Source organism: Streptomyces sp. NPDC058291, assembly GCF_042880855.1.
Taxonomy (GTDB): Bacteria; Actinomycetota; Actinomycetes; order Streptomycetales; family Streptomycetaceae; genus Streptomyces.
Map to the genome: position 1 here is coordinate 18399 of NZ_JBHVYK010000059.1, position 22755 is coordinate 41153.

At 67.5% G+C, this 22755-nt stretch carries 17 protein-coding genes; 9 read left to right on the forward strand and 8 right to left on the reverse strand.

All coding sequences use genetic code 11. The features are described 5' to 3' along the window. Nucleotides 1-77: 77 nt before the first annotated feature. Nucleotides 78-1832: a DUF2264 domain-containing protein gene (locus ACFVYK_RS26100; RefSeq protein ID WP_389778184.1), complete on the reverse strand. Its 1755-nt coding sequence runs from the start codon at nucleotides 1830-1832 to the stop codon at nucleotides 78-80. Between the two features lie 89 nt (nucleotides 1833-1921). Further along, nucleotides 1922-2965: a rhamnogalacturonan acetylesterase gene (locus ACFVYK_RS26105; protein ID WP_389778185.1), complete on the reverse strand. Its 1044-nt coding sequence runs from the start codon at nucleotides 2963-2965 to the stop codon at nucleotides 1922-1924. A gap of 190 nt (nucleotides 2966-3155) precedes the next feature. On the opposite strand from ACFVYK_RS26105, the gene ACFVYK_RS26110 reads away from it, so the two are divergent. Then, nucleotides 3156-4832: a rhamnogalacturonan lyase B N-terminal domain-containing protein gene (locus tag ACFVYK_RS26110; RefSeq protein ID WP_389778186.1), complete on the forward strand. Its 1677-nt coding sequence runs from the start codon at nucleotides 3156-3158 to the stop codon at nucleotides 4830-4832. Between the two features lie 6 nt (nucleotides 4833-4838). Here the strand turns inward: ACFVYK_RS26110 and ACFVYK_RS26115 are convergent, their stop codons facing one another. After that, nucleotides 4839-6251: an RICIN domain-containing protein gene (locus tag ACFVYK_RS26115; RefSeq protein ID WP_389778188.1), complete on the reverse strand. Its 1413-nt coding sequence runs from the start codon at nucleotides 6249-6251 to the stop codon at nucleotides 4839-4841. 756 nt (nucleotides 6252-7007) lie between these two features. Here ACFVYK_RS26115 and ACFVYK_RS26120 point away from each other — a divergent pair. From ACFVYK_RS26120 to ACFVYK_RS26135, 4 genes are all read left to right on the forward strand, one after another. Then, nucleotides 7008-9212, forward strand: coding sequence for an autotransporter (locus ACFVYK_RS26120; protein ID WP_389778190.1), 2205 nt, complete (start codon nucleotides 7008-7010; stop codon nucleotides 9210-9212). A 196-nt stretch (nucleotides 9213-9408) separates the two neighbouring features. Beyond that, nucleotides 9409-9642: a DUF2283 domain-containing protein gene (locus ACFVYK_RS26125; RefSeq protein ID WP_389778216.1), complete on the forward strand. Its 234-nt coding sequence runs from the start codon at nucleotides 9409-9411 to the stop codon at nucleotides 9640-9642. Between the two features lie 258 nt (nucleotides 9643-9900). Beyond that, nucleotides 9901-10842: a homocysteine S-methyltransferase gene (gene mmuM / locus ACFVYK_RS26130; RefSeq protein WP_389778192.1), complete on the forward strand. Its 942-nt coding sequence runs from the start codon at nucleotides 9901-9903 to the stop codon at nucleotides 10840-10842. 169 nt (nucleotides 10843-11011) lie between these two features. Further along, nucleotides 11012-12145: an IS630 family transposase gene (locus ACFVYK_RS26135; RefSeq protein ID WP_389778194.1), complete on the forward strand. Its 1134-nt coding sequence runs from the start codon at nucleotides 11012-11014 to the stop codon at nucleotides 12143-12145. A 39-nt stretch (nucleotides 12146-12184) separates the two neighbouring features. On the opposite strand, the gene ACFVYK_RS26140 is transcribed toward ACFVYK_RS26135, so the two are convergent. Then, nucleotides 12185-12808, reverse strand: a complete 624-nt coding sequence (locus tag ACFVYK_RS26140; protein ID WP_389778196.1) for a multiprotein-bridging factor 1 family protein — start codon at nucleotides 12806-12808, stop codon at nucleotides 12185-12187. Nucleotides 12809-13256: 448 nt separating this feature from the next. Beyond that, the gene (locus tag ACFVYK_RS26145; RefSeq protein ID WP_389778218.1) at nucleotides 13257-14963 is read right to left on the reverse strand and encodes a carboxylesterase/lipase family protein; all 1707 of its coding nucleotides are present in this window, start codon (nucleotides 14961-14963) and stop codon (nucleotides 13257-13259) included. 356 nt (nucleotides 14964-15319) lie between these two features. Between ACFVYK_RS26145 and ACFVYK_RS26150 the strand changes: the two genes are divergently transcribed. The 3 genes from ACFVYK_RS26150 to ACFVYK_RS26160 all read left to right on the forward strand — a co-directional run bounded on the left by ACFVYK_RS26150 (nucleotide 15320) and on the right by ACFVYK_RS26160 (nucleotide 19170). Continuing rightward, nucleotides 15320-16333, forward strand: a complete 1014-nt coding sequence (locus tag ACFVYK_RS26150) for a hydroxyacid dehydrogenase (protein ID WP_389778197.1) — start codon at nucleotides 15320-15322, stop codon at nucleotides 16331-16333. A gap of 204 nt (nucleotides 16334-16537) precedes the next feature. After that, a complete protein-coding gene (locus tag ACFVYK_RS26155; protein WP_389778198.1) occupies nucleotides 16538-17638 on the forward strand; it encodes a LacI family DNA-binding transcriptional regulator in 1101 nt (366 codons plus the stop codon). A 494-nt stretch (nucleotides 17639-18132) separates the two neighbouring features. Beyond that, a complete protein-coding gene (locus ACFVYK_RS26160) occupies nucleotides 18133-19170 on the forward strand; it encodes a LacI family DNA-binding transcriptional regulator (RefSeq protein WP_389778199.1) in 1038 nt (345 codons plus the stop codon). 133 nt (nucleotides 19171-19303) lie between these two features. Here ACFVYK_RS26160 and ACFVYK_RS26165 read toward each other — a convergent pair whose 3' ends face one another. Further along, nucleotides 19304-20278 carry an oxaloacetate decarboxylase gene (locus tag ACFVYK_RS26165; RefSeq protein WP_389778219.1) on the reverse strand — a complete coding sequence of 325 codons (975 nt, stop codon included), beginning with the start codon at nucleotides 20276-20278 and terminating at the stop codon, nucleotides 19304-19306. Nucleotides 20279-20443: 165 nt separating this feature from the next. Further along, nucleotides 20444-21091 carry a ThuA domain-containing protein gene (locus ACFVYK_RS26170; protein ID WP_389778200.1) on the reverse strand — a complete coding sequence of 216 codons (648 nt, stop codon included), beginning with the start codon at nucleotides 21089-21091 and terminating at the stop codon, nucleotides 20444-20446. A 267-nt stretch (nucleotides 21092-21358) separates the two neighbouring features. Here ACFVYK_RS26170 and ACFVYK_RS26175 point away from each other — a divergent pair, with 267 nt between their 5' ends. Beyond that, complete coding sequence (locus ACFVYK_RS26175; protein WP_389778201.1) at nucleotides 21359-21754, forward strand: VOC family protein; 396 nt, start codon at nucleotides 21359-21361, stop codon at nucleotides 21752-21754. A gap of 106 nt (nucleotides 21755-21860) precedes the next feature. On the opposite strand, the gene ACFVYK_RS26180 is transcribed toward ACFVYK_RS26175, so the two are convergent. After that, a complete protein-coding gene (locus ACFVYK_RS26180) occupies nucleotides 21861-22541 on the reverse strand; it encodes a helix-turn-helix domain-containing protein (RefSeq protein ID WP_389778203.1) in 681 nt (226 codons plus the stop codon). Between the last annotated feature and the right edge of the window lie 214 nt (nucleotides 22542-22755).

Below are 22755 nucleotides of genomic sequence, written 5' to 3' on the forward strand. Positions count from 1 at the left end.
CAGCGCCGTCCGGTCACTCTTACTGCACGACGGCGCCCTCGCAGCGGCGTCCCTTCACACCTACCGCACGACGGTCGTCACCGAGGCGCCACCGACCATGCCGAGGTTGCGGACCGCTCGTCGGGGACCGTGACACCGAAGCGGAAGTGCTGCGGCGACCCGGTCGACCAATGGACGGTCAGGTCATGGGCGTCGTGGCCCTCACGGTCCGTCGCCCTGCGCACCTCCACGGAGACCAGCTCGGCCAGGGGCAGGGGGTCACGCTCTGCGGTCAGGCGGGCCAGCGCGACGAAGACCGTCGGACCGTCTCCCATCACACCCGAAAGCCGGGAGTCGCCCGTCAGCCCGTACACGCCGACCAGGTCGGCCCGCTCGTTCCCGCACTCCGTCGCTGCCCAACCCGTGACGAGTACGGCCGTCCCGGGGGCCGCGCCCGCCACCAGATGCGCCCGCACCTCCACCGCGCCCTCGGCCACCACCAGGCTGGTGATCTCGGCGCCGGAGCTCAGGGTGTGCCGGGAGGCCGCCCAGCCCTTCCCGACCCCGATGGGGTCGATGCCTTCGCGGTGCGGATCGCCCCCGACCGTGACGGAGTTGTCCGGCGGTGAGATGAGCGGCCGGGTGACCGTGGAGTAGGCGAGGCGCGTGTAGTACGGGTCGTAACGGGCGTCCTCGCTGCCGTGGTTGTGCAAGCGGACCAGACCGTCCGAGCTCGTCGACTGCAGCAGCCAGTTGGGGCCGGTCACAGGTGTGACCGCGGTCTGCCGTTCCGCCGGTCCCGGTTCCTCCCGCGCCGTCCACACCGGGTGGTCCGGCGGGAGCAACAAGCCGAGAAAGCCTTTGCTCGCCCAGTAGGGGGAGGCGGGTCCGGAATAGCCCTGGAGCACCGACGCATCGGGGCCGTGCCAGCCGAGCGTCAGCAAACCGCGTTCGTCCACCGCGTCTCGCTCCAGGAAGTACTTCAACGCGCCCGACGCCAGACGGCGGGTCTCCCCGGGCAGCAACGGGGTGTGGCCGGTCAGTGCCCCCAGCCACAGGGGTGCGGTGGTGGCGAAGCGGTAGGTGAGGGAGCGGCCCTGGTGCAGGGGCGCCCCGTCGCCGCCGAACAGGCGGGCGTAGTCGGCGAGATGCGCTTTCAGTCGGCCTCCGTAGAGGCTGAGCAGGTCGGGGTCGTCGGCCAGCCAGGCGTGCAGGACCGGGTAGAGATGCATCGCCCAGCCGTTGTAGTAGTCGAAGGCGCGGCCGGGGCCGTCGGAGTACCAGCCGTCACCGACGTACCACTCCTCGATGCGCTCCAAGCCGCGGTCGATCGCCTTGCGCGAGGTTTCCTGCTCATGTCCGACGGACGCCAGGAAACCACCTACCGTGACGGGGAACAGTTCCCAGTTGCACGGCCAGGGTTCGGCGGTCAGCGCCTCGCCGAGCCAGGCCGCCGCGCGCTGTCGGACTCCGTCGTCGAGGCGGTCCCAGAGCAGGGGACGCGTCAGGCGCAGTGCGAGGGCGATCGATGCGGCCTCCACGAGGGGCTGGCTCCGGTCCTCGATGCGGGGCCAGACGCCGGAGACGCCTGCCTCGAGACCGGTTGCGTAACGTTCCAGGGCTGTTTCGTCGCGACGGAACGCCGCCAGCAGAAGGGTGCGGGCGTACCCCTCCAGTCCGTCGGAGAGCCGACCGGACCAGCTCCCCCGGGTGCCGGGAAAGTGGTAGAGAGCGCGATCGTCGGTGGCGTAGGGCTCCACCGCGGCGATCAGGGCGTCGGCGGCCGCCTCCCAGTGCTCGCGGGTGTAGCCGGTGCGCGGGCTGCGGGTGGCATCGGGCGGGGGCAGGTGCATCTGTTGTTTCTTTCCTTCACGACCTGGTCGAAGCCTGAGGTGTCAGGACCTGGGGGCGTCCCGGTTCCGGTCGAGGCGCCCCCAGGCGTTCATCCCACCCGCACGGTGCCCTTCGGCACCAGATGCCGGGCCACGAGTTCGTCACGTACCAGGCCCGCGTAGACCGTGGCGCCGTGCAGGGAGGTGTGCGTGTTGTCGCGTTTCTCGTTGTAGAGATAGAGCGCCTTGGAGCCTTCGACGCCCAGGGACTCCACCAACGCCTTGGTCTTGGCCGTGAGGTCGATCAGCGGGACGTCGTGCGCGGCGGCGACCGAGCGGATCACTGCCGGGTGGTCGACGCCGAGTCCGTTGACCAGGAGAGCTGTTCCGTTGTTCAGCGTGCCGTCTGCGTTGAACCAGCGGCGGACGATGGGGGTGACGAGGACCGGCCGCCCGCCCTTCTCCCTCACCCCTGCCACCAGTGTCTCGAGGTTCGCGCGGTAGGTCGTCTCGTCGGTCGTCTTGTCGTTGTGGGCGAGCTGGACCAGGACGAGGTCGCCCGGGCGGATCAGTGGCTGAACCGTGTCCCAGAGCTGCGGGTTCCCGAGATACGTGACCGTACTCTCCCCCGAATCGGCGTAGTTGGCGACCGATACGCCCTTGCGCAGGTACTGCGGCAACTGCTGGCCCCAGCCGGTGTAGGGCTCGGCCGGCTGGTCGCAGACGGTGGAGTCACCGATGAGGAAGATCTGCCGGACGTGCCGGGCGGGGGTGACCCTGATGTCGGCCAGCGCAGGCGCGGAGCCGCCGAGCACCAGGTCCAGGCCGGGCGTTCCGTCGGCGCCCGTCGGCTCGCCCTCGGGGGTGCGGACGTCCACCGTGAAGCTGCGGGCGATGCGTGCGCCGGCGGGGACGGCCGTCTCGGGCAGCAGGGCGCGCCGGGTCTCTGCCGTGACGCTGGTGAGCGACTCCCCGTCGCCGCCGAGGACGAGATTCACGTCGTAGGAGCCGGGAGGGACGTCGAAGTGGCATGCGGTGGCCGTGCAGTGATCGATGCCGAGCGACGCCCGACCACCCTGGGCGGCCGCGGGAACGGCCGTCGGACCGGCGGCCAGAGTCAGGGCCGCCAGTACGGCCATGTTGAAACGTCTCACGTGCGGCTCCTCCGCCACGGGAACAGGGGCTGGCGGCTGGACCGTACCGTCTCCGGCAAGCGCTTTCTAGGTCTTGAGCAGATTTTCCGAGGTGCCGATCTCACGCTGGTGAAAGCCCTTTCGCGAAATCGATTCAACTGTCACCCTCTCAGGCACCCGCATCCCCGCACCTCTCGAAGGAGGCACCCCCATGTCCGGATCCGACAGCCGCAGGCCGGTCCGACGCCGCACCTTCGTCCTCGGCGCCGCCGCCGGTTCGGCCGCGCTCGCCGGGCCCCTCGCCGTCCCGGCCGCCGCGGCTGCGTTCGGCTACACCGACGACGGCTCGAACTACGTCGTCGACACCGGCGCCGCCCTGGTGTTCAAGGTCAGCAAGACCACCGGCGACCTGACCTCGCTCATCTACCGAGGCACTGAATACCAGGGCTACGGAGGCATGAACTCGCACATCGAGTCGGGTCTCGGCAGCTCCGCCGTGACGATCGCACAGTCCGGCTCCACGATCCTCGTCTCGGTCACCCACGGGACCCTCAAGCATTACTACGCGGCCCGCAGCGGCGAGAACAACGTCTACCTGTGGACCAACAAGGCCGACACATCCGTTTCCGCAACCCGTTACATCGTGCGCGTCAAGGCGGGCCGGTTCCTGAACGACGAACCCGACTCCTACACCTACACGACCAGTACGGTCGAGGCGTCCGACGTCTTCGCGAAGTCCGACGGCCAGACCCGCTCCAAGCACTACTCCAGGCTGCGCGTCATCGACTACGACTACATCGGCTGGACGTCCGGCAGCGTCGGGCTGTGGATCGTGCGCAGCAACCACGAGAAGGCCTCCGGCGGACCTTTCTACCGCTCGCTCCTGCGTCACCAGAGCGCCGACGGTGGTGGCCTGTACGAAATCCTTTACTACGGGCAGAACCAGACCGAGGAACAACGCTTCGGTCTCCAGGGTCCGTACGTGATCGCCTTCACCGACGGCGGCGCACCCTCGTCCTCGCTGTTCGCCGGAAACCTGACCACGCCCTGGGCGGACTCCCTCGGCATCTCCGGCTACGTCGGCGCGAGCGGACGCGGCCGGATCGCCGGAGTCGGCATCACCGGGCGCGACACCGCTTACCCCTATACGGTCGGAATCGCCAACCCTGCAGCTCAGTACTGGAGTTCGGCGCGACCTTCCGACGGTTACTTCTCGATCACCGGGGCGCTGCCGGGGTCGTACACGCTCACCGTGTACAAGAGCGAGCTGGCCGTGTACAGCACGCAGGTGACCGTGTCCGCAGGCGGAACGACCACCCTGAACTCGATCGCCATCCCCTTGTCGAACGACCCGAGCAAAGCGAGCGCGATCTGGCGCATCAACGATTGGACCGGGACACCGAGCGGCTTCAAGAACGCCGACCTCATGACGTACGCCCACCCTTCGGACGCCCGGGCCGCCGCCTGGACCGGCAACGTGGTGATCGGCAGCGGCAGTGAGACTTCGGCGTTTCCCTGCTACATCTGGAAGGACGTCAACAGTGGTCTGCTCGTGTACTTCAAGCTGACCGCGGCCCAGGCCGCCGCCGCGCACACCCTGCGCATCGGCGTGACGACGGCCTACGCCAACGGCCGACCGCAGGTTGTCGTGAACGGCGCCTGGGCCTCGGCCATCCCCTCCCCTCCTGCCCAGCCGAACACCCGATCCCTGACGAACGGGTCGTACCGGGGCAACAACCACACGTTCACCTACAGCATCCCGGCAAGCGCCTGGCTCACGGACACCAGCCAGTACAACGTGCTGAAGATCAACGTGGTGAGTGGTTCGGGGTCGACCTCCTACCTCAGCGCGGGCACCTCGATCGACGCTGTCGACCTGCTGCCCTGATCATGTTCATGAACCACGCGTCCACTGCTGGTTCGTTCCTCCGTTGCAGGTGTAGGTGATGACGGCGGCCGAGTTGGCGGTGGACGCACCATTCACGTCCAAGCACTTACCGCTGGTCCGAGCCTTGACGCTCACGTAACTGCCGGAGGTCGTCAGCGACCAGTGCTGGCTGCCGGCCGTCGCGCTGCAGTCCTCCTGGCTGATCGTGCCCGTGTTCTCCTGCAGACACAGAGAACTGTTTCTGACGATCAACTGGTAGTAACCGCTTCCAACGGACTTGAACCAGTACTTCTGGTTGTTTCCACCGTTGCAGTCGTACTGCTTGAGCTGAGCTCCCGCCCACAGGGACTGACTTGTGACGTCGGCACACTTTCCGCTGTGCCGAGCGATGAGCGTGCTGTACGTGGCGTTCGTGCCGGTTACCGTCCCAGCGGCCGTGTCGACGGTGACTTCGGGGGCCCATGCCATCGACAGTGAGGTGGACATAGGGAAGGTCAGGGGCAACCAGACGTAGCGGGAGTCGTTGACGGTACCACCGAAGGAGTTGCCCCAGCGGTCTCCCAGGTAGAGGTAGGAGGTTCCCGAACTCCCCTGGACCGGGAGGACGTAAGCGGTCTGCGAGCCGTAGGCCGTCGAGTCTCCGACGTTCGCCATGGCCGTCCAGGGACCGGCGAGGGAGGTGGCCGTGGCGTACTGCTGCTGATTGGGGTTCCAGCCGGTCGCCGCCGAAGTGAGCATGAAGTAGACCCCGTTCCGCTTGAACAGTGCGGGGGCTTCTCGATGCCCTCCGTGCCAGGGGTCGGCGACCAGGCTCGCGATACCGGTGTAGTCGGCGGTGAGCCGGTAGATCTGCAGGTCGTAGTTCTCGCGGGCGGCCGACACCATGTACCCGGCGCCGTCGGTGTCCACGAAAACCGTGATGTCCCGCGACATGTGTTGGTCGAGCGGGCGGAAGCTCCCCTGCCAGGTGTAGGCGCCGTCGACGGTGTCGGACACGGCGACGGCGGCCCGGGCCTCGCTGTAGTCGGCGCCGTTCTCCTTGTGCATCCACATCACGTACTTGCCGGTGGCGGCGTTGTACATGACCTTCGGGCGCTCGATGTTGGCGGAGGCCAGCTCGGCGGCGCTCGACTGGGTGAGAACGTGATTGCGGAACTCCCAGTGTTTCAGATCGGTGGAACGGTAGGCGTCCACGTACCGAAACGTGTTGTCGGCGTTGCGGTTCTCACCGAACCAGTAGAAGTAGGAGCCGACCTTGAGGACGCCACCACCGTGGGCGTGCACCGCGCTGCCCGAAGCGTCGGTGAACTGGATACCGTTGTCGATCGTCTCGGGCGCCGCCTGGGCGGGACCCGCGGTGGCGAAGGCGCCGACCAACGCCAGACACAGGGCGAGCAGGATTGCATACGCACGTCTCATCTCACGCACTCTCTTTCACGTCCTTCACGGTGTCGGCGAGGGGAAGCGCCGCAGTGGGGCCTCCGGCGTTACGGCCGCAGGCGGTCTGAGTCGAAGCGAGGTCGCTGGGATCGTTCAGGGAAGTCGTGCATTCCCTCTCCCGGGCGGGCGCGGTCCGGCAGGACGTCGATCCCACCGTCCTCAACAGTCGTCAATGAGGTGTGCCGGGCGCCGTACCCGCAGCCGGACCCGAAGACCGTGAGCGCCACCATGGGCCCTTGGACCACACGCCCGGCCCCTCTCAGCCGAAGTCCCGCGCGACGGGCCGGAGTGTTCTGTTCGAAGTCGGACGCGGATCGCCCGCTCCTCCTCTGCGAGTGCGGGTGCGGGTGCGGGGCGGTCGCGGCCACGGTCTGAGAGCGGCCCGGGGAAGCACTCAGGCGTCGGGATCGGGACGGGCCGCCGTGACGTCACGGAAGCCGTCACCGTGACGATCGATCTGCGGATCAGCGCGACGAAGGACGAGCGGGGCGGCATACAAGCAGTTGCCTCTCAAGAGAGGGGCTCGTTCGGGACGACGAACGACATGTGGAATGACGAACGCCGAAAAGGTAAGGGCGCGTTACGGGCAGGTCAACGGGTCGGACGGGACTTGATGGAAAGCCCTTTCCGGATTTTTCGTGCCGGACAGTGGCTTTCTGACTCCTGCGAACCGGTCGGCACTCGGAGAGAAGCAAATTTTCTGTTATCGGTCTCGCTGTGCCACGTCTCCCAGGTGTGCGCAGCCCACTTCACTCCTCAGCCGCGGTCACCGGCGCCCTCGCGGCCGTCGCAGGCCTCCTCGCCATCGCTCCCCCGGCCATGGCCGTCGACGTACGGGACATCACCGCCGACGTGCTGGCCAACCGGGACGTGACACTCACCGGTGACTCAACGGTGAACGTACCTGTCGGAACGACGACCTACAGCGGCGTGCTTCGCGGTCAGGGAACGCTGACCGTCCGAGGCGGAGGGACGCTCGTGCTCAGCAAAGACAGCGACTTCACCCTGCCCACCGCACGCCGCCGGCAGGTCGTGCGCACACAGGGCGGCAACCATCCGTACACAACCGTCAGCAATCCCGATCCGCCCGCCGTCACCGTGGAGCGGGGAACAACCCTGCAGTACGGCACGGGTGGCGGCACGGGGCTGATCGGACACTTCCCCTACGACACCCCTGGCTATCGGCTCAACCAGCTCAACATCCGCGTCGACGGCACGCTCCGCCTCTCACTGACCCGTACGTTCAACATCGGCACGATCAGCGGGTCGGGCCTGGTCACCCAACCGCGGAATATGTGGGGCACGCTCGACCTGGCCGGCACGCACCCCTTCTCCGGTGTCATCGACAACGGCACCGGCATGGCGGCGGGCCGGCCCGAGTACCCGGTGTCCCTGCCCAACGCCCGGGCGATCCTCAACCAGGGCTCCTGGATCATCGACACCCCACTGGACCAGACGGTCACGCTGCGGCAGAACTTCTACCAACGGCAGTACGGCAGCGACGTCAACGTCCACACCCGACCAGGCGGCAAGGTCGTCCTCACCGGTCAGTACAGCTACAGCGACCGGGGAGGCGACACCGCGCCCTCACTCAGCGACCAGGGCATCAACTGGCGCTCGATACCGCACCAACTGAACAAACGCGGCACGAACATCGAGGGCGCGAACGTGCAGTGGGGCGACGGCACCACACACAGGATCTTCATGCCGGGAACAAAAGACACCGTTTACATCAACTTGCACGGGGCGGGCGGACGTCGGTCGCTGCTGACGTTCGACTACAACGGACCGGTGACCCTGGGGGCGCCCATCGGCGGCGGCAGATACCACGACACGCTGGCCGCGCCCGGTGCCGGCGACGTCGTCATCGCCGGCACGAAAGGAAACGACGTCACCTTCGCAGCCGCGCAATATTACGACGGGTCGACGACCGTGCAGAAGGGGGCGGTCCTGCGACTCGGGGCGACGCAAGGGGACGGCTCCCTGCTCACCGGAACCGACCGGCGGCGAATCGTGAACGACGGCACCCTCGTCGTACACAACACGAAGACCGCCGTCTCACTGTCCCGCCTCGGAGGCAGCGGATCGCTCGTTCAGTCGGGGACCGCGACGACGACCCTCACCGGCTCCGCGGTGACGTACACGGGGACCACCACGGTCGACCAGGGAACCCTCGCGCTCGAGAACGGGGCGACACTGGCCAACAGCAGGGCGATCCGGCTGACGTCCACGGCAGCGCAAGTGGACACCGGCGGCTCGGGGCTCCGCGTGACGAGCACGCTCAACGGCCAAGGAACCGTACGGGGAGCCGTGACGAACGAGGGCGTCGTCACCGGGGGCCTGACCGTCACCGGTTCCTATACCCAGCAGGACGAGGGGCAACTGGTATTGGGTAAGGGTCCCTTGACGGTTCGGGGCACGGTGAGTCTGGCCGGTGGACTCGACCTCTCCACTGCGCCGACGGCCGCCGCGCCGACCCATTCTGATACCGCTTTCGACAAGACTTCCCCGGCGCAACGCAACGAGACCGATTCCAGCAAGGCTTCCGACACGACCAGTAGCCGTCCCCTTCGCCAGATGACTGTGCTGAATCACACCGGGAGCACCCCGGTCAAGGGCACCTTTGACGGCCTGCCTGAGGGCGCCGAAGTGAAACTCGGCGACATCGTTTACCGAATCAGTTACAAGGGAGGCGACGGCAACGACGTCGTCCTGTCGGCCACGACAGGTCGCCCTTCGATGAAGGCAAGCAGGCAGGCTGCCTCCCGAGCCGTCACAGGTGAGGCACGCGACGCCGCAGTGGCGGATTCGGGCGCGTTCGGGTGGTGGCCGTACGTTTTGGCAGCCGGGCTGCTCGGCGCGCTCCTGGTGCCGACGACCAGACGCTCACGCGGCGGACCGCGCAACCGGGGCGGCCGACACTCGGCACCCCGAGGCTGAGCCCTGCCCTCTCCAGCGTTCGCGGCGCCTGCACAAACTCCGTTGCCACACCACCCGCATGACCGACATCGTCAAAGCCGTCCTGGTCCCGCATCTCGCCACGTCAGCCTGTGATCGCTGCGGTCGGAGACAGGGACGAGAAAAGCGCCGCCGGCAAACGACAGCAACGGAGCCCGCTCACGCGGCAGAGATCAGAGTGACCTATGACAAAAAAACTGCAGACGCAGCGTACGTGTACCTCACCGAACCGCATGCCCTGCGTGAAGTCGCGCGCATGTATCCCTGCGACCCGGTGGCCGTCGACGCCATGATCAACCTCGACTTCGACAAGCAGGGCCGCCTCATCGGCATCGAGGTGTTGGCCGCCAGTTCGAAAATGCCAAAGCACCTGCTCCAGTCCGCGGAGCGGCTGGACACCGAATGCCCGTGAACCGTCGGGCACCGCGTCGGCGGCGACCGCGGTGCGACTTACAGCAGATGAAGGGGCCATGCGTACACCGAGCGACCGCCCACCAGCGCCGGCGCTCGCTCTGACTCGACATCGCATCAGAGTCACACAAAGCGATCAGAGAGCCATCAGAAAGAATTGCTGCAACGTGATCACTCCGCAGACGTCCCACGATGCGGTCTCCTTCCCACAGAATGGACTCATGGGGCTGTCCGCCGTCCCGTCGACTAGCGTCGTGACATGACCAGCGACAACCCTTCTCCGCTCGCGGAGACCTCCCTCGCCACGGCTCTCGCCACCGCAGCCGTCGTCCTCGACGGCGGCATGTCGAACCAGCTGGAGGCTGCCGGACACGACCTGAGCGACGAACTGTGGTCGGCGCGGCTACTCGACGAACGCCCCGAAGCGATCATCGATGCCCACCGCGCCTATTTCGAGGCGGGTGCGAACGTGGCGATCACGTCCAGCTACCAGGCCACGTTCGAGGGATTCGCGAAGCGAGGGATCAGCCACCAGGAAGCGGCCCGGCTGCTCAGGCTGAGTGTCGAGCTGGCCAGGGAGGCAGCCGTACAGACCCGGAGCGAAGGCGCCCTGCGCCCGTTGTGGGTGGCAGCGTCGGTCGGACCGTACGGAGCGATGCTTGCAGACGGTTCGGAGTATCGAGGACGGTACGGCCTGAGCGTCCAGGATCTGGAACGCTTCCATCGTCCCCGGCTGGAGGTGCTGGCCGCCGCCGCACCCGACGTGTTGGCGCTGGAAACGGTTCCCGACGCGGACGAGGCCGAGGCACTGCTGCGCGCGGTGCGGGGACTCGGTGTGCCGGCCTGGCTCTCCTACTCGATCGCCGGATCTCACACGCGTGCCGGGCAGCCGTTGGAGCAGGCGTTCGCTCTGGCCGCGGATGCGGATGAGGTGATCGCGGTCGGCGTGAACTGCTGCGCACCAGAGGATGTCGACGCCGCCGTGGCAGTCGCGGCACGGGTGACCGGCAAACCCGTCGTCGTCTACCCGAACAGCGGCGAAGCCTGGGACGCGGAAGCCCGCGCCTGGAGCGGCCGTTCCTCGTTCCTGTCGGAGCAGGTGCTGGGCTGGCAGGAGTCCGGGGCACGCCTCATCGGCGGCTGCTGCCGGGTCGGTCCCGAGGCCATCGCCTCGATCGCCCGCACGCTGACCTCCGTATAGCTCCTGTCCACCGACCTGTGCTGATGTCGATGTCGGCGACGGCTAGCCCCTTGCTGGCACAGTCCGGCGGAGGACGAGAGGACTAGTGCCGCATCAGGCAACGTTCGCCCCGTCGTGATGTGTCGCCCGGATGCTGTGCCGGGCGGCGCTGGGCCGTCAGAATGATCACGTGGCTGAACGCGTGCAGGTCCGTGAGATCGATGACGACGAAGGCAGGCGGCTGCTACGGATCGTCCGACGGGGCACCGGGTCGGTGGTGACCTGGCGGCGAGCCCAGATGGTGCTGCTGTCCGCCCAGCGCATGCCCGTGGCGAAGATCGCCGAGGTCACGTTCACCAGCGCGGACCGGGTCCGCGACGTGCTCCACAATTTCAACGCGGACGGCTTCGACTCGCTGTATCCCAAGTACAAGGGCGGCCGGCCGAAGACCTTCACCCTCCCCGAACGCCGGGAGATCAAGAAGATCGCAAAGTCGAAGCCGGCCGAGCACGGCCTGCCGTTCTCGACCTGGAGCCTGGCCAAGCTGGCCGACTTCCTGGTCGCCGAGGGGGTGGTCGACGACATCAGCCACGAGGGCCTGCGCATCCTGCTCCGCGAGGAGGGCGTCTCCTTTCAACGCGTGAAGACCTGGAAGACCTCACGCGACCCGGACTACGCGGCCAAGAAGGCCCGCGTCGAGCACCTCTACGCGATCGCCGACGGTGAGGTCATACCTGAGGAAGGCGAGCCCGAAGTCATCTTCTGCATGGATGAGTTCGGGCCGCTCAACCTCCAGCCGCACCCCGGCCGGCACTGGGCCGAACGCGGCGGCCGGCACAAGGACCCCGACCGTGATCCCCGACCTCGTCGGCGGGCGACCTACACCCGCCCGCACGGCGTCCGCCACCTGTTCGCCGCCTACGACCTGGCCAAAGACCAGCTCTACGGGCACATCAAGAAGACCAAGAACAGGTCGAAGTTCCTGGAGTTCTGCCGCTACCTGCGCTCGCTGCACCCAGTCGAGAAGCGCATCGCGATCGTCTGCGACAACTACTCACCGCACCTGACGACGAAGCGGTGCCAGCGGGTCGGGACGTGGGCCGCGGCGAACAACGTGGAAATCGCCTACACCCCGACCAACAGCTCCTGGCTCAACCGGATCGAGGCCCAGTTCACCGCCCTGCGCTACTTCGCCCTCGACGGCACCGATCATCCCAGCCACAAGGCCCAGGGCAGCATGATCCGCCGCTACATCATCTGGCGCAACAAGCACGCCGCCGACGAGCGCCTACGCGAAGTCGTCACCAGGGCGAACGTCGCTTGACGCAGCGCCAACTCCGCATTGTGCGCCGTCACCTGTCAGCTACTGCGTACTGCCGTCGCCGAGTCCGGCGATGACTCTGACGTCCGCTTCGGACATGTCCAGGATCCCGGCGATCAGGCGGGCCTGCAGCAAGTTCGGATTGTGTCCGCGGCGGAGCATGTGGATGGTGGACATCGACAGTCCGGCGGCCCTAGCCATGTCCCTGACCGGAATCCCGCGCTGGTCCATCAACCCGGTGAGCATCCGTCCGAACGGATGGGGCTCCGACCGCCCGGCAGGGGCAACGGCCGGGCCGATGACAACGTCACCGATCTTGGCCTGGAAGCGCATGAGTTGGTCGCCCGTGAACCCGACTTTCGCGACGAACGGCAGGCTCTCGCCGTTGTCGGAGGCGACCGTTCCCGGGATCGACACCTCGGTGAACCTCACGGCGGGATCGCAGCGGTGATCCCCGGTCTCTGCGGGATGTCCCGGCTGGACGCGGTCGACTCTCCAGTCGCGGTTCCACCACGGAAGGTCCTGCAGCGTCTGGTTGAAGAAGGGCGGCAGGACGGTCATGTCGACCGGGTCCGGAGGATTCTTCTGACCTCCCCATATGACACCGGGCCAGTACCTCAGTGCCGCGATCACGTCCGCCGTCAGCGCGCGGTTGGCAGTCTCCACGGCCACACTCTCCCCCAGTCGACGGAGCAGTCTCCCACGACGGGGCGAACGTTGCCTGATGCGGCACTAGGTGACGGGGTTACTCGTCGAATCGGCACTAGGCGGCGCTTTCGCCCGAAAGCCGACGTTCTCCCGGACCGCGAGTGGCTTCGGCGACAGTGGCCGGGCCGCCAACCATAGGGTCGCCGTCGGAACGTCGGCCATCCGGCTCCACTGCCCAAACAGGCTGAGCAACTTTTCAGTGACCGTTTACATCGGCATTCCATACACGAGCGAAGTGCGCAGGCACTGGCAATGACCACTGTCGTCTGTGGAGACGCCGGGGACAGACGGCCCCCAACAGTGCCTGTCACTCCTTCGACGCATGGGGCGAGCGCCCGCTGAGGGCGCCCCTAGGACAAGTAACGGTAGAGAATCACGTCTCCTTCCGCGCCACGGCGGTCGACGATCAGCGCTCCCGTACTGCTCCGGCGCGGCGCAGTCGTCGCATCGCCGATCGCAACTCTGCGCGACGCACGGCCCTGCCGTTCAACGCGTCCGGCGCCGGCGTCTTGGCGATGGGCCCGTCCGAGGCGACGGCTCCAGCTTCCGCCACCGTCCACAGCGACAACTCGCGATCGCGCAGGCCGTGCGCGGTGTAAGACACGGGGTCGGCCGCGTGCGGCATACTGTCGACCTCCGCCCGCCCGCTGCCCGCTCGGTCACCGACACCGTCGAACGCCGCGGCGCCTGTGTGGGTCCCAGGAATGCTGTCGAGTTCGGCCCTGCCTCTGCCGACCTCTCCGAAGACACGCACGGGATGCGACGCGCCCCAGGCCTCCCAGCCCGGGTCGCCCGTCGCGACGAATCGTGCCCACGCGCGGTGCATCGTGTCGGCGAGCGCCTGTGGTGCTCCCTCACCGGCGAGCTTCGCGGAGGCAGGGGTCTCGCCGGTATCGAATACGAAACCGAGTTCCAGCCCGTGGCAGGCGCCCAGTCCGGGGCGCAGCGACGGCCAGGCGAACTCGTACACGTAAGACGCCCCGGCGCGGGCTTCGGCCAATTGCTGAAGCGGCAGCCGCAGCAGTTTGTCGGTGACCATCTGGCCGACGAGTTCGGCGGTGCCGGCCTCAGGGTGCAGCGCTCGGTAGCCGCGCGGGACCTCGTGGCCACAATGACAACGGGCCATGGCACCGGCGAGAGCGACGGGGCCCAGCCGGTCGACGCGTTCCATCAGGCCGCCCGGCACCAGCCAGAGCCGGTACTCGTCGCGTGTCCAGCCCAAGAGCAGATCGACGCCCCGGGCCACGTTTTCGTCGACGAGGGCCTGCAGAGGATCGCGCGGGACGAGGTCGCCGTCGATCACGATGCCGAAGGCCGGGCCGCCCAGGACAGGACTGCTCAGCCTGCCGACCTCGGCCTGGGCCCTCAGCAGCACATCGCGGTCGACACCGCCGAAAGCCTCGGCGGTCGCGGGGATCTTCAACCGGCTGGCCATGCGTCGCACCATGCGCCGAACCCTGTCCCGCTCGAAGACTTCCGGCGGGCCGCTCTGCAGAACCGCCCGCCGGAAGAGCCCCTGCGCCTGCGGGACCGCTATCAGGGCGCCGACGCTGATGGCGCCTGCGGACTGGCCCGCCAGGGTGACAGCGTCGGGGTCGCCGCCGAAGGCCTCGATGGCCCGGTGGACCCATTCGAGCGCCGCAAGCTGATCGCGCAGGCCTGGGTTGGCGGGGGCGTCCGGGAAGAGTCCGTAGCCCTCCACGCCCAATCTGTAGTTGACCGATACGAAAACGATTCCATCGTGGGCGAACTTCCACCCGCCGTAGACTGGCACAGCTGAGGAACCCCTGGTCAGCGCGCCGCCGTGCAACCACACGAGGACGGGCAGCCGGGCGCTCGGCGTGGGTTGGGGCGTCCACACGTTGAGGTTCAGGCAGTCGTCGCCCGGCACGTCGGGGTCGGACAGGTAGTGGGCGAAGGCCTCGGAGTACGGCGGTTTGGGCGGCGTGGCGCCGAAGGCACCCGCGTCGCGCACCTCGTCCCAGGTCTCGGGCGGGACGGGCGGCCTGAACCGGCGTGGCCCGAACGGGGGCGCCGCGTACGGGATCCCCCGAAAGACCGCGATGCCGTTCTCGTTTCTGCCGCGAACAGCTCCGTAGGGGGTCCTGACCACGGGATGAGGGTCGTATGCCGCCTGGGCGTCATCCGCAGAAGTCGCCTGGTCTGCTGCCACCTGCTCACCAGCCCTTCGCCGCGCTCACGCACCGGTAACACCAGAGCACCACAACCGCGCCCGGTATTCCGGTGCACGAGCCTGCGGGAGGGCTATTCGGTGTACATGAACGTGCCGAAGGAAAGCTGGTCGTAGTTACCGCTGGCGGAGCGGCAACGAGCCATCACCGCCCTCGGAAGCCGACGGTGGCGTGCGGTTTCTCCCTCACGTGCCCTCCGACCGATTGACCGTCCCTCACTCCGGACCTACCGTAGAAACGGTTACAGAAAACGCTTACTAAACTCCTCGGGAGAGTCATGCCCAGCGCCCCCTTGCCGAGGGCCGTGTTCGCCATGGATCCGGTGCACCTCCCCCTGCTTTTTCCCGAGCCCTTGATGGCCAGGTTGCGCCGCACGGCCGAGATCGACTCCGCGCTCGTCGTACGCGACTTCTCCGACGGCTCAGCCGCAGCGCAGCTGGCAGATGCCGAGGTCCTGATCACCGGCTGGGGCTGCCCCCGTCTCGATGACCGCCTGTTCGCCTCGGCGCCCCGCCTGCGGGCAGTACTCCACGCCGCGGGCTCGGTTCGCTCACTGGTCGACGATGCCTTGTGGGAACGAGGGGTGACCGTCTCCAGTGCGGTCACCGGCAACGCCGTCCCGGTGGCCGAATACACCCTCGCGATGATCCTTTTGACCGGAAAGCACGTCTTCACTCACCGTGAGCGGTTCCGTCGCACCCATGCTCTACCGACCTCGGCCGAGACCGCAGCCACGGGAAATGTCGGCCGCAGGGTAGGTGTCATCGGCGCGTCTCGGGTAGGGCGGCGTCTGTTGGAACTGCTGCGTGCGCACGACTTCGACGTCCTCCTGCACGACCCGTACGTGGACGCGGCCGAGGCGGCCGAACTCGGCGCACGGCTGGTCCCCTTGGACGATCTGCTTCAGCGCAGCGACATCGTCAGTCTGCATGCGCCGGACATCCCCGAGACCCATCACCTGCTCGATCACGCCCGCCTCGCTTTGATCCGGGACGGCGGCGTGCTCATCAACACGGCACGGGGCGCTCTCGTGGACCACGCCGCGCTCACCGATGAATTGGTCTCCGGCCGACTGCATGCGGTGCTGGACGTCACCGAACCGGAACCGCTGCCGGCCGACTCTCCTCTATACCGCTTGCCGAACGTCTTTCTGACCCCGCACATCGCCGGATCCCTCGGCAACGAGCTGGAACGACTCGGCCGTATCGTCGTCGAGGAGCTGGAAAGGCTGGCCGCCGGCCTGCCTCTTGTCCACGAAGTGCGCCATACCGACCTGGCCAGGGTGGCCTGACGTCGCAAGCGACAAAGCCTGCCAGCCAGCGGTGGTCAGCTGTTACCGGGGTTATCCACAGGCCGCTCCACCTGCAGGGCCCCGAGGATACGGTTCCCGCACCGACGGAGGGACGTTCCCAGCCGTCCGGTGATCAGGCCACGCCGACGTCCGAGACCGTGGCCCCGAGACGCCCCACGGCGCACGACGGTAAGGAGCAGCAACGTGAGTCAGCGCAAGACGACCGGCGACAAAGTGGGCCGGGTGACCATAAAGGACGTGGCTGTACACGCGGGCGTGTCTGTCGCAAGCGTTTCCCGTGTTTTGTCGGGCGGCAACTACCCCGTTTCCGACGCAGTCCGCAGCCGCGTCATGCGGGTCGTGCGGGACCTGGACTACGTGACGAACGCGCACGCCCGCTCTCTGGCCGGTGGGGGCACGCCGACGGTGTCGATCCTGATCAACGACATCACCGGTGCGGCATTCGCGCACGTCGCGAAGGGCGTGGAGGGCGCGACCGCACTGCGCGGCTGGCTGTCGCTGGTCGGCACCACCGGCGACGATCCAGACCGCGAGCTGGCTCTGGTCAACCTCATGCGGCAGCAAGGCGTCGCCGCTGTCCTGCTGCTCGGCGGTGCCTACGACTACGACGAGTATCAGTTGCGTATGGCCCGCTTCGCCCGTTCGCTCGACGCGGCCGGCTCACACCTGGTCCTGGTCGGCAGGCCGGGCTTGCGGGGTGACGTCCCGGCCACGACGATCGACTATGACAACGAGTCCGGCGCCTACGCCATGGCCTGTCACCTGCTCTCAGCCGGTCACCGACGCATTCTGGTCCTCCCCGGGCCCGCACAACTCACCACGGCACAGGGCAGGTTGAACGGCGCTCGCCGGGCCTTCGAGGCGTACGGGGCGCCGTTCGACAGAGGGCTGGTGCGGCACGGTCCCTATGTCGACGAGTACGGGTACGGGGCAGTGGAAGCGGCGCTGCATGAGACTCCCGACTTCACCGCGGTGCTGGCCGGCACCGACACGGTCGCCGCGGGCGCCCTGCGGGCATTGCGTGCGGCGGGACTACGGGTGCCGGACGATGTGTCGATCGCTGGCTACGACGACATCCCGCTGGCGTCCCAACTCTCCCCCCGGCTCACGACGGTGCATGTGCCTTACGAGGAGATGGGTCGAGTCGCGCTGCGAGCGGTGGCGGATCGACGCAAGGGCGCCGGGACCGCAACACGGTACACGAGCGTGGACGCCGAGCGCCTGGTGCTGGGCACCCATGTCGTCGTGCGGGACTCCGTGCGCCCGCCGAAGCGCGGTCGCTGAATCCGAGCGCATGCCGCGGCCTGTCCGAGTATCGCTCTCGCAAGCGTCTTCTCCAGCGAACTCATGGGGAAAACGGGCCTCGACAGACGTGCCAGCACGTTTCTCCCCGACTGAGCGCAATCCGCCGACCCCGCACATCCGTCGGCTTCTGTGGCCTGGGGTCGCATCATGTGGGGACCGGTTACCGTGTCGGTGCAACGATTCCTGCGCAGCCGCGGACGGCGCCGGAGGGTTGGCCCTTCGCGGTCACGACAGCCGGTTACCACTACTGGAGCCGAACAAGTCGGCACCGTCCGACCTTCCGACCGCCGTTCCGGGCCGCCACCCGGCGTTCCCGGGCGGCCATGATCCCGCATGGGCGAGCGTCTTCCCGCCACGCCGAGGCCCCCCTAGGATAGCAAGCGCTTTCTGCGAGCCGTCTGTCAGTGAGCGGCTTCAAACGGAGCTGGTCGAACTTGCGCTGGCCCTCGGGCGGGCCGGAGAGGTGGTTCCGAATGGTGCGCACGGCGAGTGCGAGCGGGACGGCCGGGCCGACCCTGGCGGTCGTGGCCCGCGAGGCAGGGGTGTCCGTTCCCACTGCTTCCAAGGTGGTCAACGGGCGAGAGGATGTAGCTCCTGAAACACGGCGCCGAGTCACAGAGGCACTGGACCGGCTCGGCTATGTACGCAGACCTCGCTTCGACGCGTCCAAGCCGCCTCGGTTGGTTGACCTCGTCGTCCACTCACTGGACAGCTCGAGGTCGGGCGCCGTCCTGCGCGGTGTGGAGGAGGCGGCGCACGAAGCCGGTCTGGACCTGGTCGTGTCTGCCGCCCTGTCCCGCACGCGTGGCGGACGCCCGCAACGGGGCTGGTTGGACAAACTGACGGTGCGCGGATCGGCGGGAGCTCTCTTCAATCTGGCCGAGTTGACGACCTCTCAATACGCCTGGCTGGAGCAGCACCGCATCCCGTTCGTGATGATCGATCCCGTTGTGGAGCCTCCGCCCGAGGTCATGTCGGTGGGTTCGGCCGATTGGCAGGGCGGGCTCATGGCGACCGAGCACCTACTGACACTCGGCCACCAACGTATCGCGGTGATCACCGGGCCGAAACGGAAGATGTGCAGCAGCGCCCGGGTAGCCGGTTACCGCTCGGCCCTGGCCTCGGCCGGTATCGCGCCCCCTGCGGAGTACGTCCGCGACGGCGGCTTCGACGAATCCGTCGCGCACCGTCGCACGCACGAGCTGCTGGCCCTGCCTGAGCCGCCGACGGCCGTGTTCGTCTGCTCCGATCGCATGGCCCTGGGCGTCTACCGGGCCTTGGCGGAGCGGGGGGTGCGGATTCCGCACGACGTCAGCGTGGTCGGGTTCGACGACCTGCCCGAGTCTCGCTGGACCACCCCCGCTCTGACCACGATGCGTCAGCCGCTCGCGGAGATGGCGGCGACGGCACTGCGCATGCTCGTGCGAATGATGGACGGGGAACGCCCGGAGGGCGCACGAACGGAGCTGTCGACGCGCCTCGTACAGCGGGCGAGTACTGCGTCACCGTAGGCCTGACGGTGACGACTGCCGTGTTCGCTCGCCGGTTCGTTCACCTTTGTGCCGGCGCCGGAATCGACACTTGTCGTAGCTTTCGTGGGTACCGAACATCGCGCGCAGCATGGTTGCGTAAACGCTTACCTCCTCACACGTTCGCTTTTGTCATTCGCTTCTTCCCTCCTTCGATCTCCTGCTGGTTCCCTTCGTTTCCCGTTCCTTTCCTCTTTCCTGTTTCTCGAGTGTTTCCTGTTTCTTCCCGGGACGCTGCGTTCTCCGCGACCGCGCGGCGGTGCGCGATGTTGCCCTCCAGAAGGCGGGTCGCAGTCGCCACACCGACGCTGTTCCTGACGTCCGGGCTGGGGAGCCGCCCGTCCGTCCGTTTCAGTTCTGCAAGGGCGGAGTGCATCGCCTCATGTGCCGCGAAGAGGCACGGGGTGCTGTAGATCGCGACATCCACGCCGAGGTCGGACAGCTCACTCAGAGACAGACGCGGTGATTTACCGCCGGCGATCTGGTTGAACAGCAGCGGCTTGTCGCCGACCACAGCGCGGATCCTACGGATCCACTCCACGCTGCGGACGCCATCGACCAAGACGACGTCCGCGTCCGTGGCAGCGATGGTCTCAGCACGGTGGAGGATGTCCTTCTCGTCAGTGGCGTCCGTGCGGGCGACCACGACCAGGTCCCGACGGGTCGCCAGCACCATCTCGAGTTTGGCAAGGTACTCGTGCAACGGCAGCACCTGCTTGCCGTCCGCGTGCCCACATCGGCGCGGCCGTTTCTGGTCCTCCAGGATGACGCCGGACGCGCCGATTCGATCTAGGCCTTCGACCACGTGACACGCGACCTCCGGGTCGACGTATCCGTCGTCGATGTCGACGAGCAAGTGGTGCCTCGGGAACGCGCCCCGCAACCTCTGCACGAAAGCCATCATGTCCGGCCACGCGATGAAACCGATGTCCGGCAGCCCGTAGTACGAGGCTGCAAATCCGAACCCGGAAACGAACATCCCGTCGTAGTGCTGGGCCGCGATCGATGCCGAGTACATGTCGTACACGCCGATCAGGGGGGTGGTACCAGGGCCTGCGATCTGCTCCCGCAGCTTGGTCCCGTAAGTCAACGTGGGGCTCCTCCTGGTATCCCTTCCCGGAAAGATTTCCGGAAAGGCGTTGCGCAACGTCTTCCGAATCAAGAGGATCTCGACGCGCCTGTCGGCCCCGTCCAGCGCACCGCCTTCACTCACCCCGATGGCGCAAGCAGTTCACCGAAGAAACGTCACTTGGACTCACTCGGCACGGGCCACCCACATGAGCCCACCCACCAGATGGGCGAGGAAGGAAGGATCATGGTAGGCGTCAGCCGCGTGGCCGAGCGCCGTGTAGAAAACGCGTCCTCGGCCCTGCTCACGACACCAGATCAGCGGGTGGTCGCTCCCCATGCCGCCGCCTTCGTACGACGACTCGTCGGCCACGGCCAGAACACGTACCTGGTCGCGCGGGTTGGCCCGGAAGTCGTACCACTCGTCGGTGAAGCGCCAGACGTCCGGTAGCAAGCACGTCGCAGGGTGTTCACGGTCTTCGACCAGCGCCTTGCCGGGCTGGTACTCGGGGTGACGGTCAAAGCGAGCGCCGAGGAGCTCACCGTAGTACGGCCAGTCATACTCCGTGCAGGCCGCCGCATGCACCCCGGCGAAACCGCCGCCCGACTCGACATAGCGGGTGAGCCGATCTCGTCCGGCCGGAGTCAGCACTTCGCCGCTGGTGGAGAGGAAGACGACAGCTGCGTATGCGTCGAGCGAGGCCTCCAGCGCCGACGGGTCCTCGGTGTGATCGACGGCGAAATGGCCCAGGCCTCGGACAGCAGCGACAGCGTCCGGGATGGAGGCGTGGCGGTATTCGGTGGTACGGGTGTACACGAGCAGCCGAACGGTCATGCGAGTGAGCCTAAACGGATTGGAGTCCTCCTCTCAGGTGGATGGTCACGTCGAAATGGCGCATCCACCCCCGGCAGGTACCGGAAACCGCTGAGTAAGCGATTTCGAGACCCAACCAGAGGCAGCGGCGAAAGCAGAGGACATGACGCAGGCGGAGGGCAGGGACACAGCCGAGCCGGTTTCGAAGCGTGCGGCGATGGCATCCCACTAGCTGACGTGTCCGTTTCTTTCAAGACCGGTTACACCGCTTCTGCCTACCGTGGCCATATGAGTCCACGATTCGATGCCATAGGGCTGGTCGTCTCCGACATGACCGCCTCCGTCGCCTTCTACCGCCAGCTCGGGTTGGCCTTTCCCGAGGGAGCCGAGCGGGAACCACACACCGAGGCCGAGCTCCCAGGCGGCCTGCGGCTGCTCCTCGACACTGAAGACACTGTCCGCTCGTTCCATCCTCAGTGGCAGCCGCCCTCCGGAGGCGGCCGATCCTCCCTCGCACTGCGCTGCGACACGCCCAGCGAGGTAGACACGGTGTACGAGCAGCTGGTGGGTATGGGTCACCGCGGGGAACTGGAACCGTGGGACGCCTTCTGGGACCAGCGCTACGCCGTGGTGCTCGACCCCGACGGCAATGGCGTCGACCTCTTCGCGCCGTTGCTCCAGTAACGGGACGGCACGCTGGAGGCCTCGCCATCGCCCACGCCTACGCGACTGCCGGGCGGACCGCATCGCTGGGCGGCAGCCGGTCGGCCCGGTCCATCCTGCCTGGACCCTACTGCCGGCGCAGCAGTTCTCCCAGCGTCACATTGGTGAACTCCTTGACGTCCCGCGAGAGATGGGCCTGGTCGGCGTAACCACATTGCACTGCCGTTTCTGCGTACGGCAGGCCTGCTCGAACGAAGGCGAGGGCCCGTTGCAGGCGCAGGATCCGGGCCAGCGTCTTCGGACCGTAGCCGAATGCTGCCAGGGAACGCCGGTGCAACTGTCTTGCGCCGAAGCCGAGTTCGTCGGCCGTTGTGGCCACGGAACGGCCTGCAGCGAGGGCGGATACCAGCGTGCGCAGTGCCCGCTCGGGCGGCGCGGCACGCTCCAGCGCCAGCGATTCCAGGGCCGACGCCGGGTGCGGTGCCGCAGCGATCCGATCGCTCAAGCGCCGTACCTCCTGCACCGGCCAGAGGTCGGCCAACTGCACGCGCCGGTTGCGTAGTTCGTGGGCCGGCACACCGAGAAGGCCAGGTGCGGTGCCGGGGAAGAAGCGAATGCCCGCCCAGGAGGCGGGCGGGCCTTCGGGGATGTAGGCCCGGGTGTCAGGTCCTGCGACGAGGAGCTTGCCCTGGCTCCACAGCAGGTCCATGCAGCCGTCCGGCAGCACGGGGTGCGCGGCGGGCTCCGTCGACGGCGTGTTCGTCCACACCACCGCCCCGCTCAGCCTGGAGGGCCGCTCCTCGTACACACGCGCAGCCTACGCCGTCGGGAGTGAGAAAAGCCCGTCTGCGGCCGTTGCCGGCACTCGCTGGGCATTGCGCTGGTCCACGCCGTGCATCGCGGCATGTCAGGTTGGCCGACGCCCAGCACCAGGCGGGCACCGCCGCTCCAGGACGGACGAACCCGGGCGCAGCGCGGCGATGATCAGCAGGTGAGGCATGCGGTTCAGAACCACTTCCTGT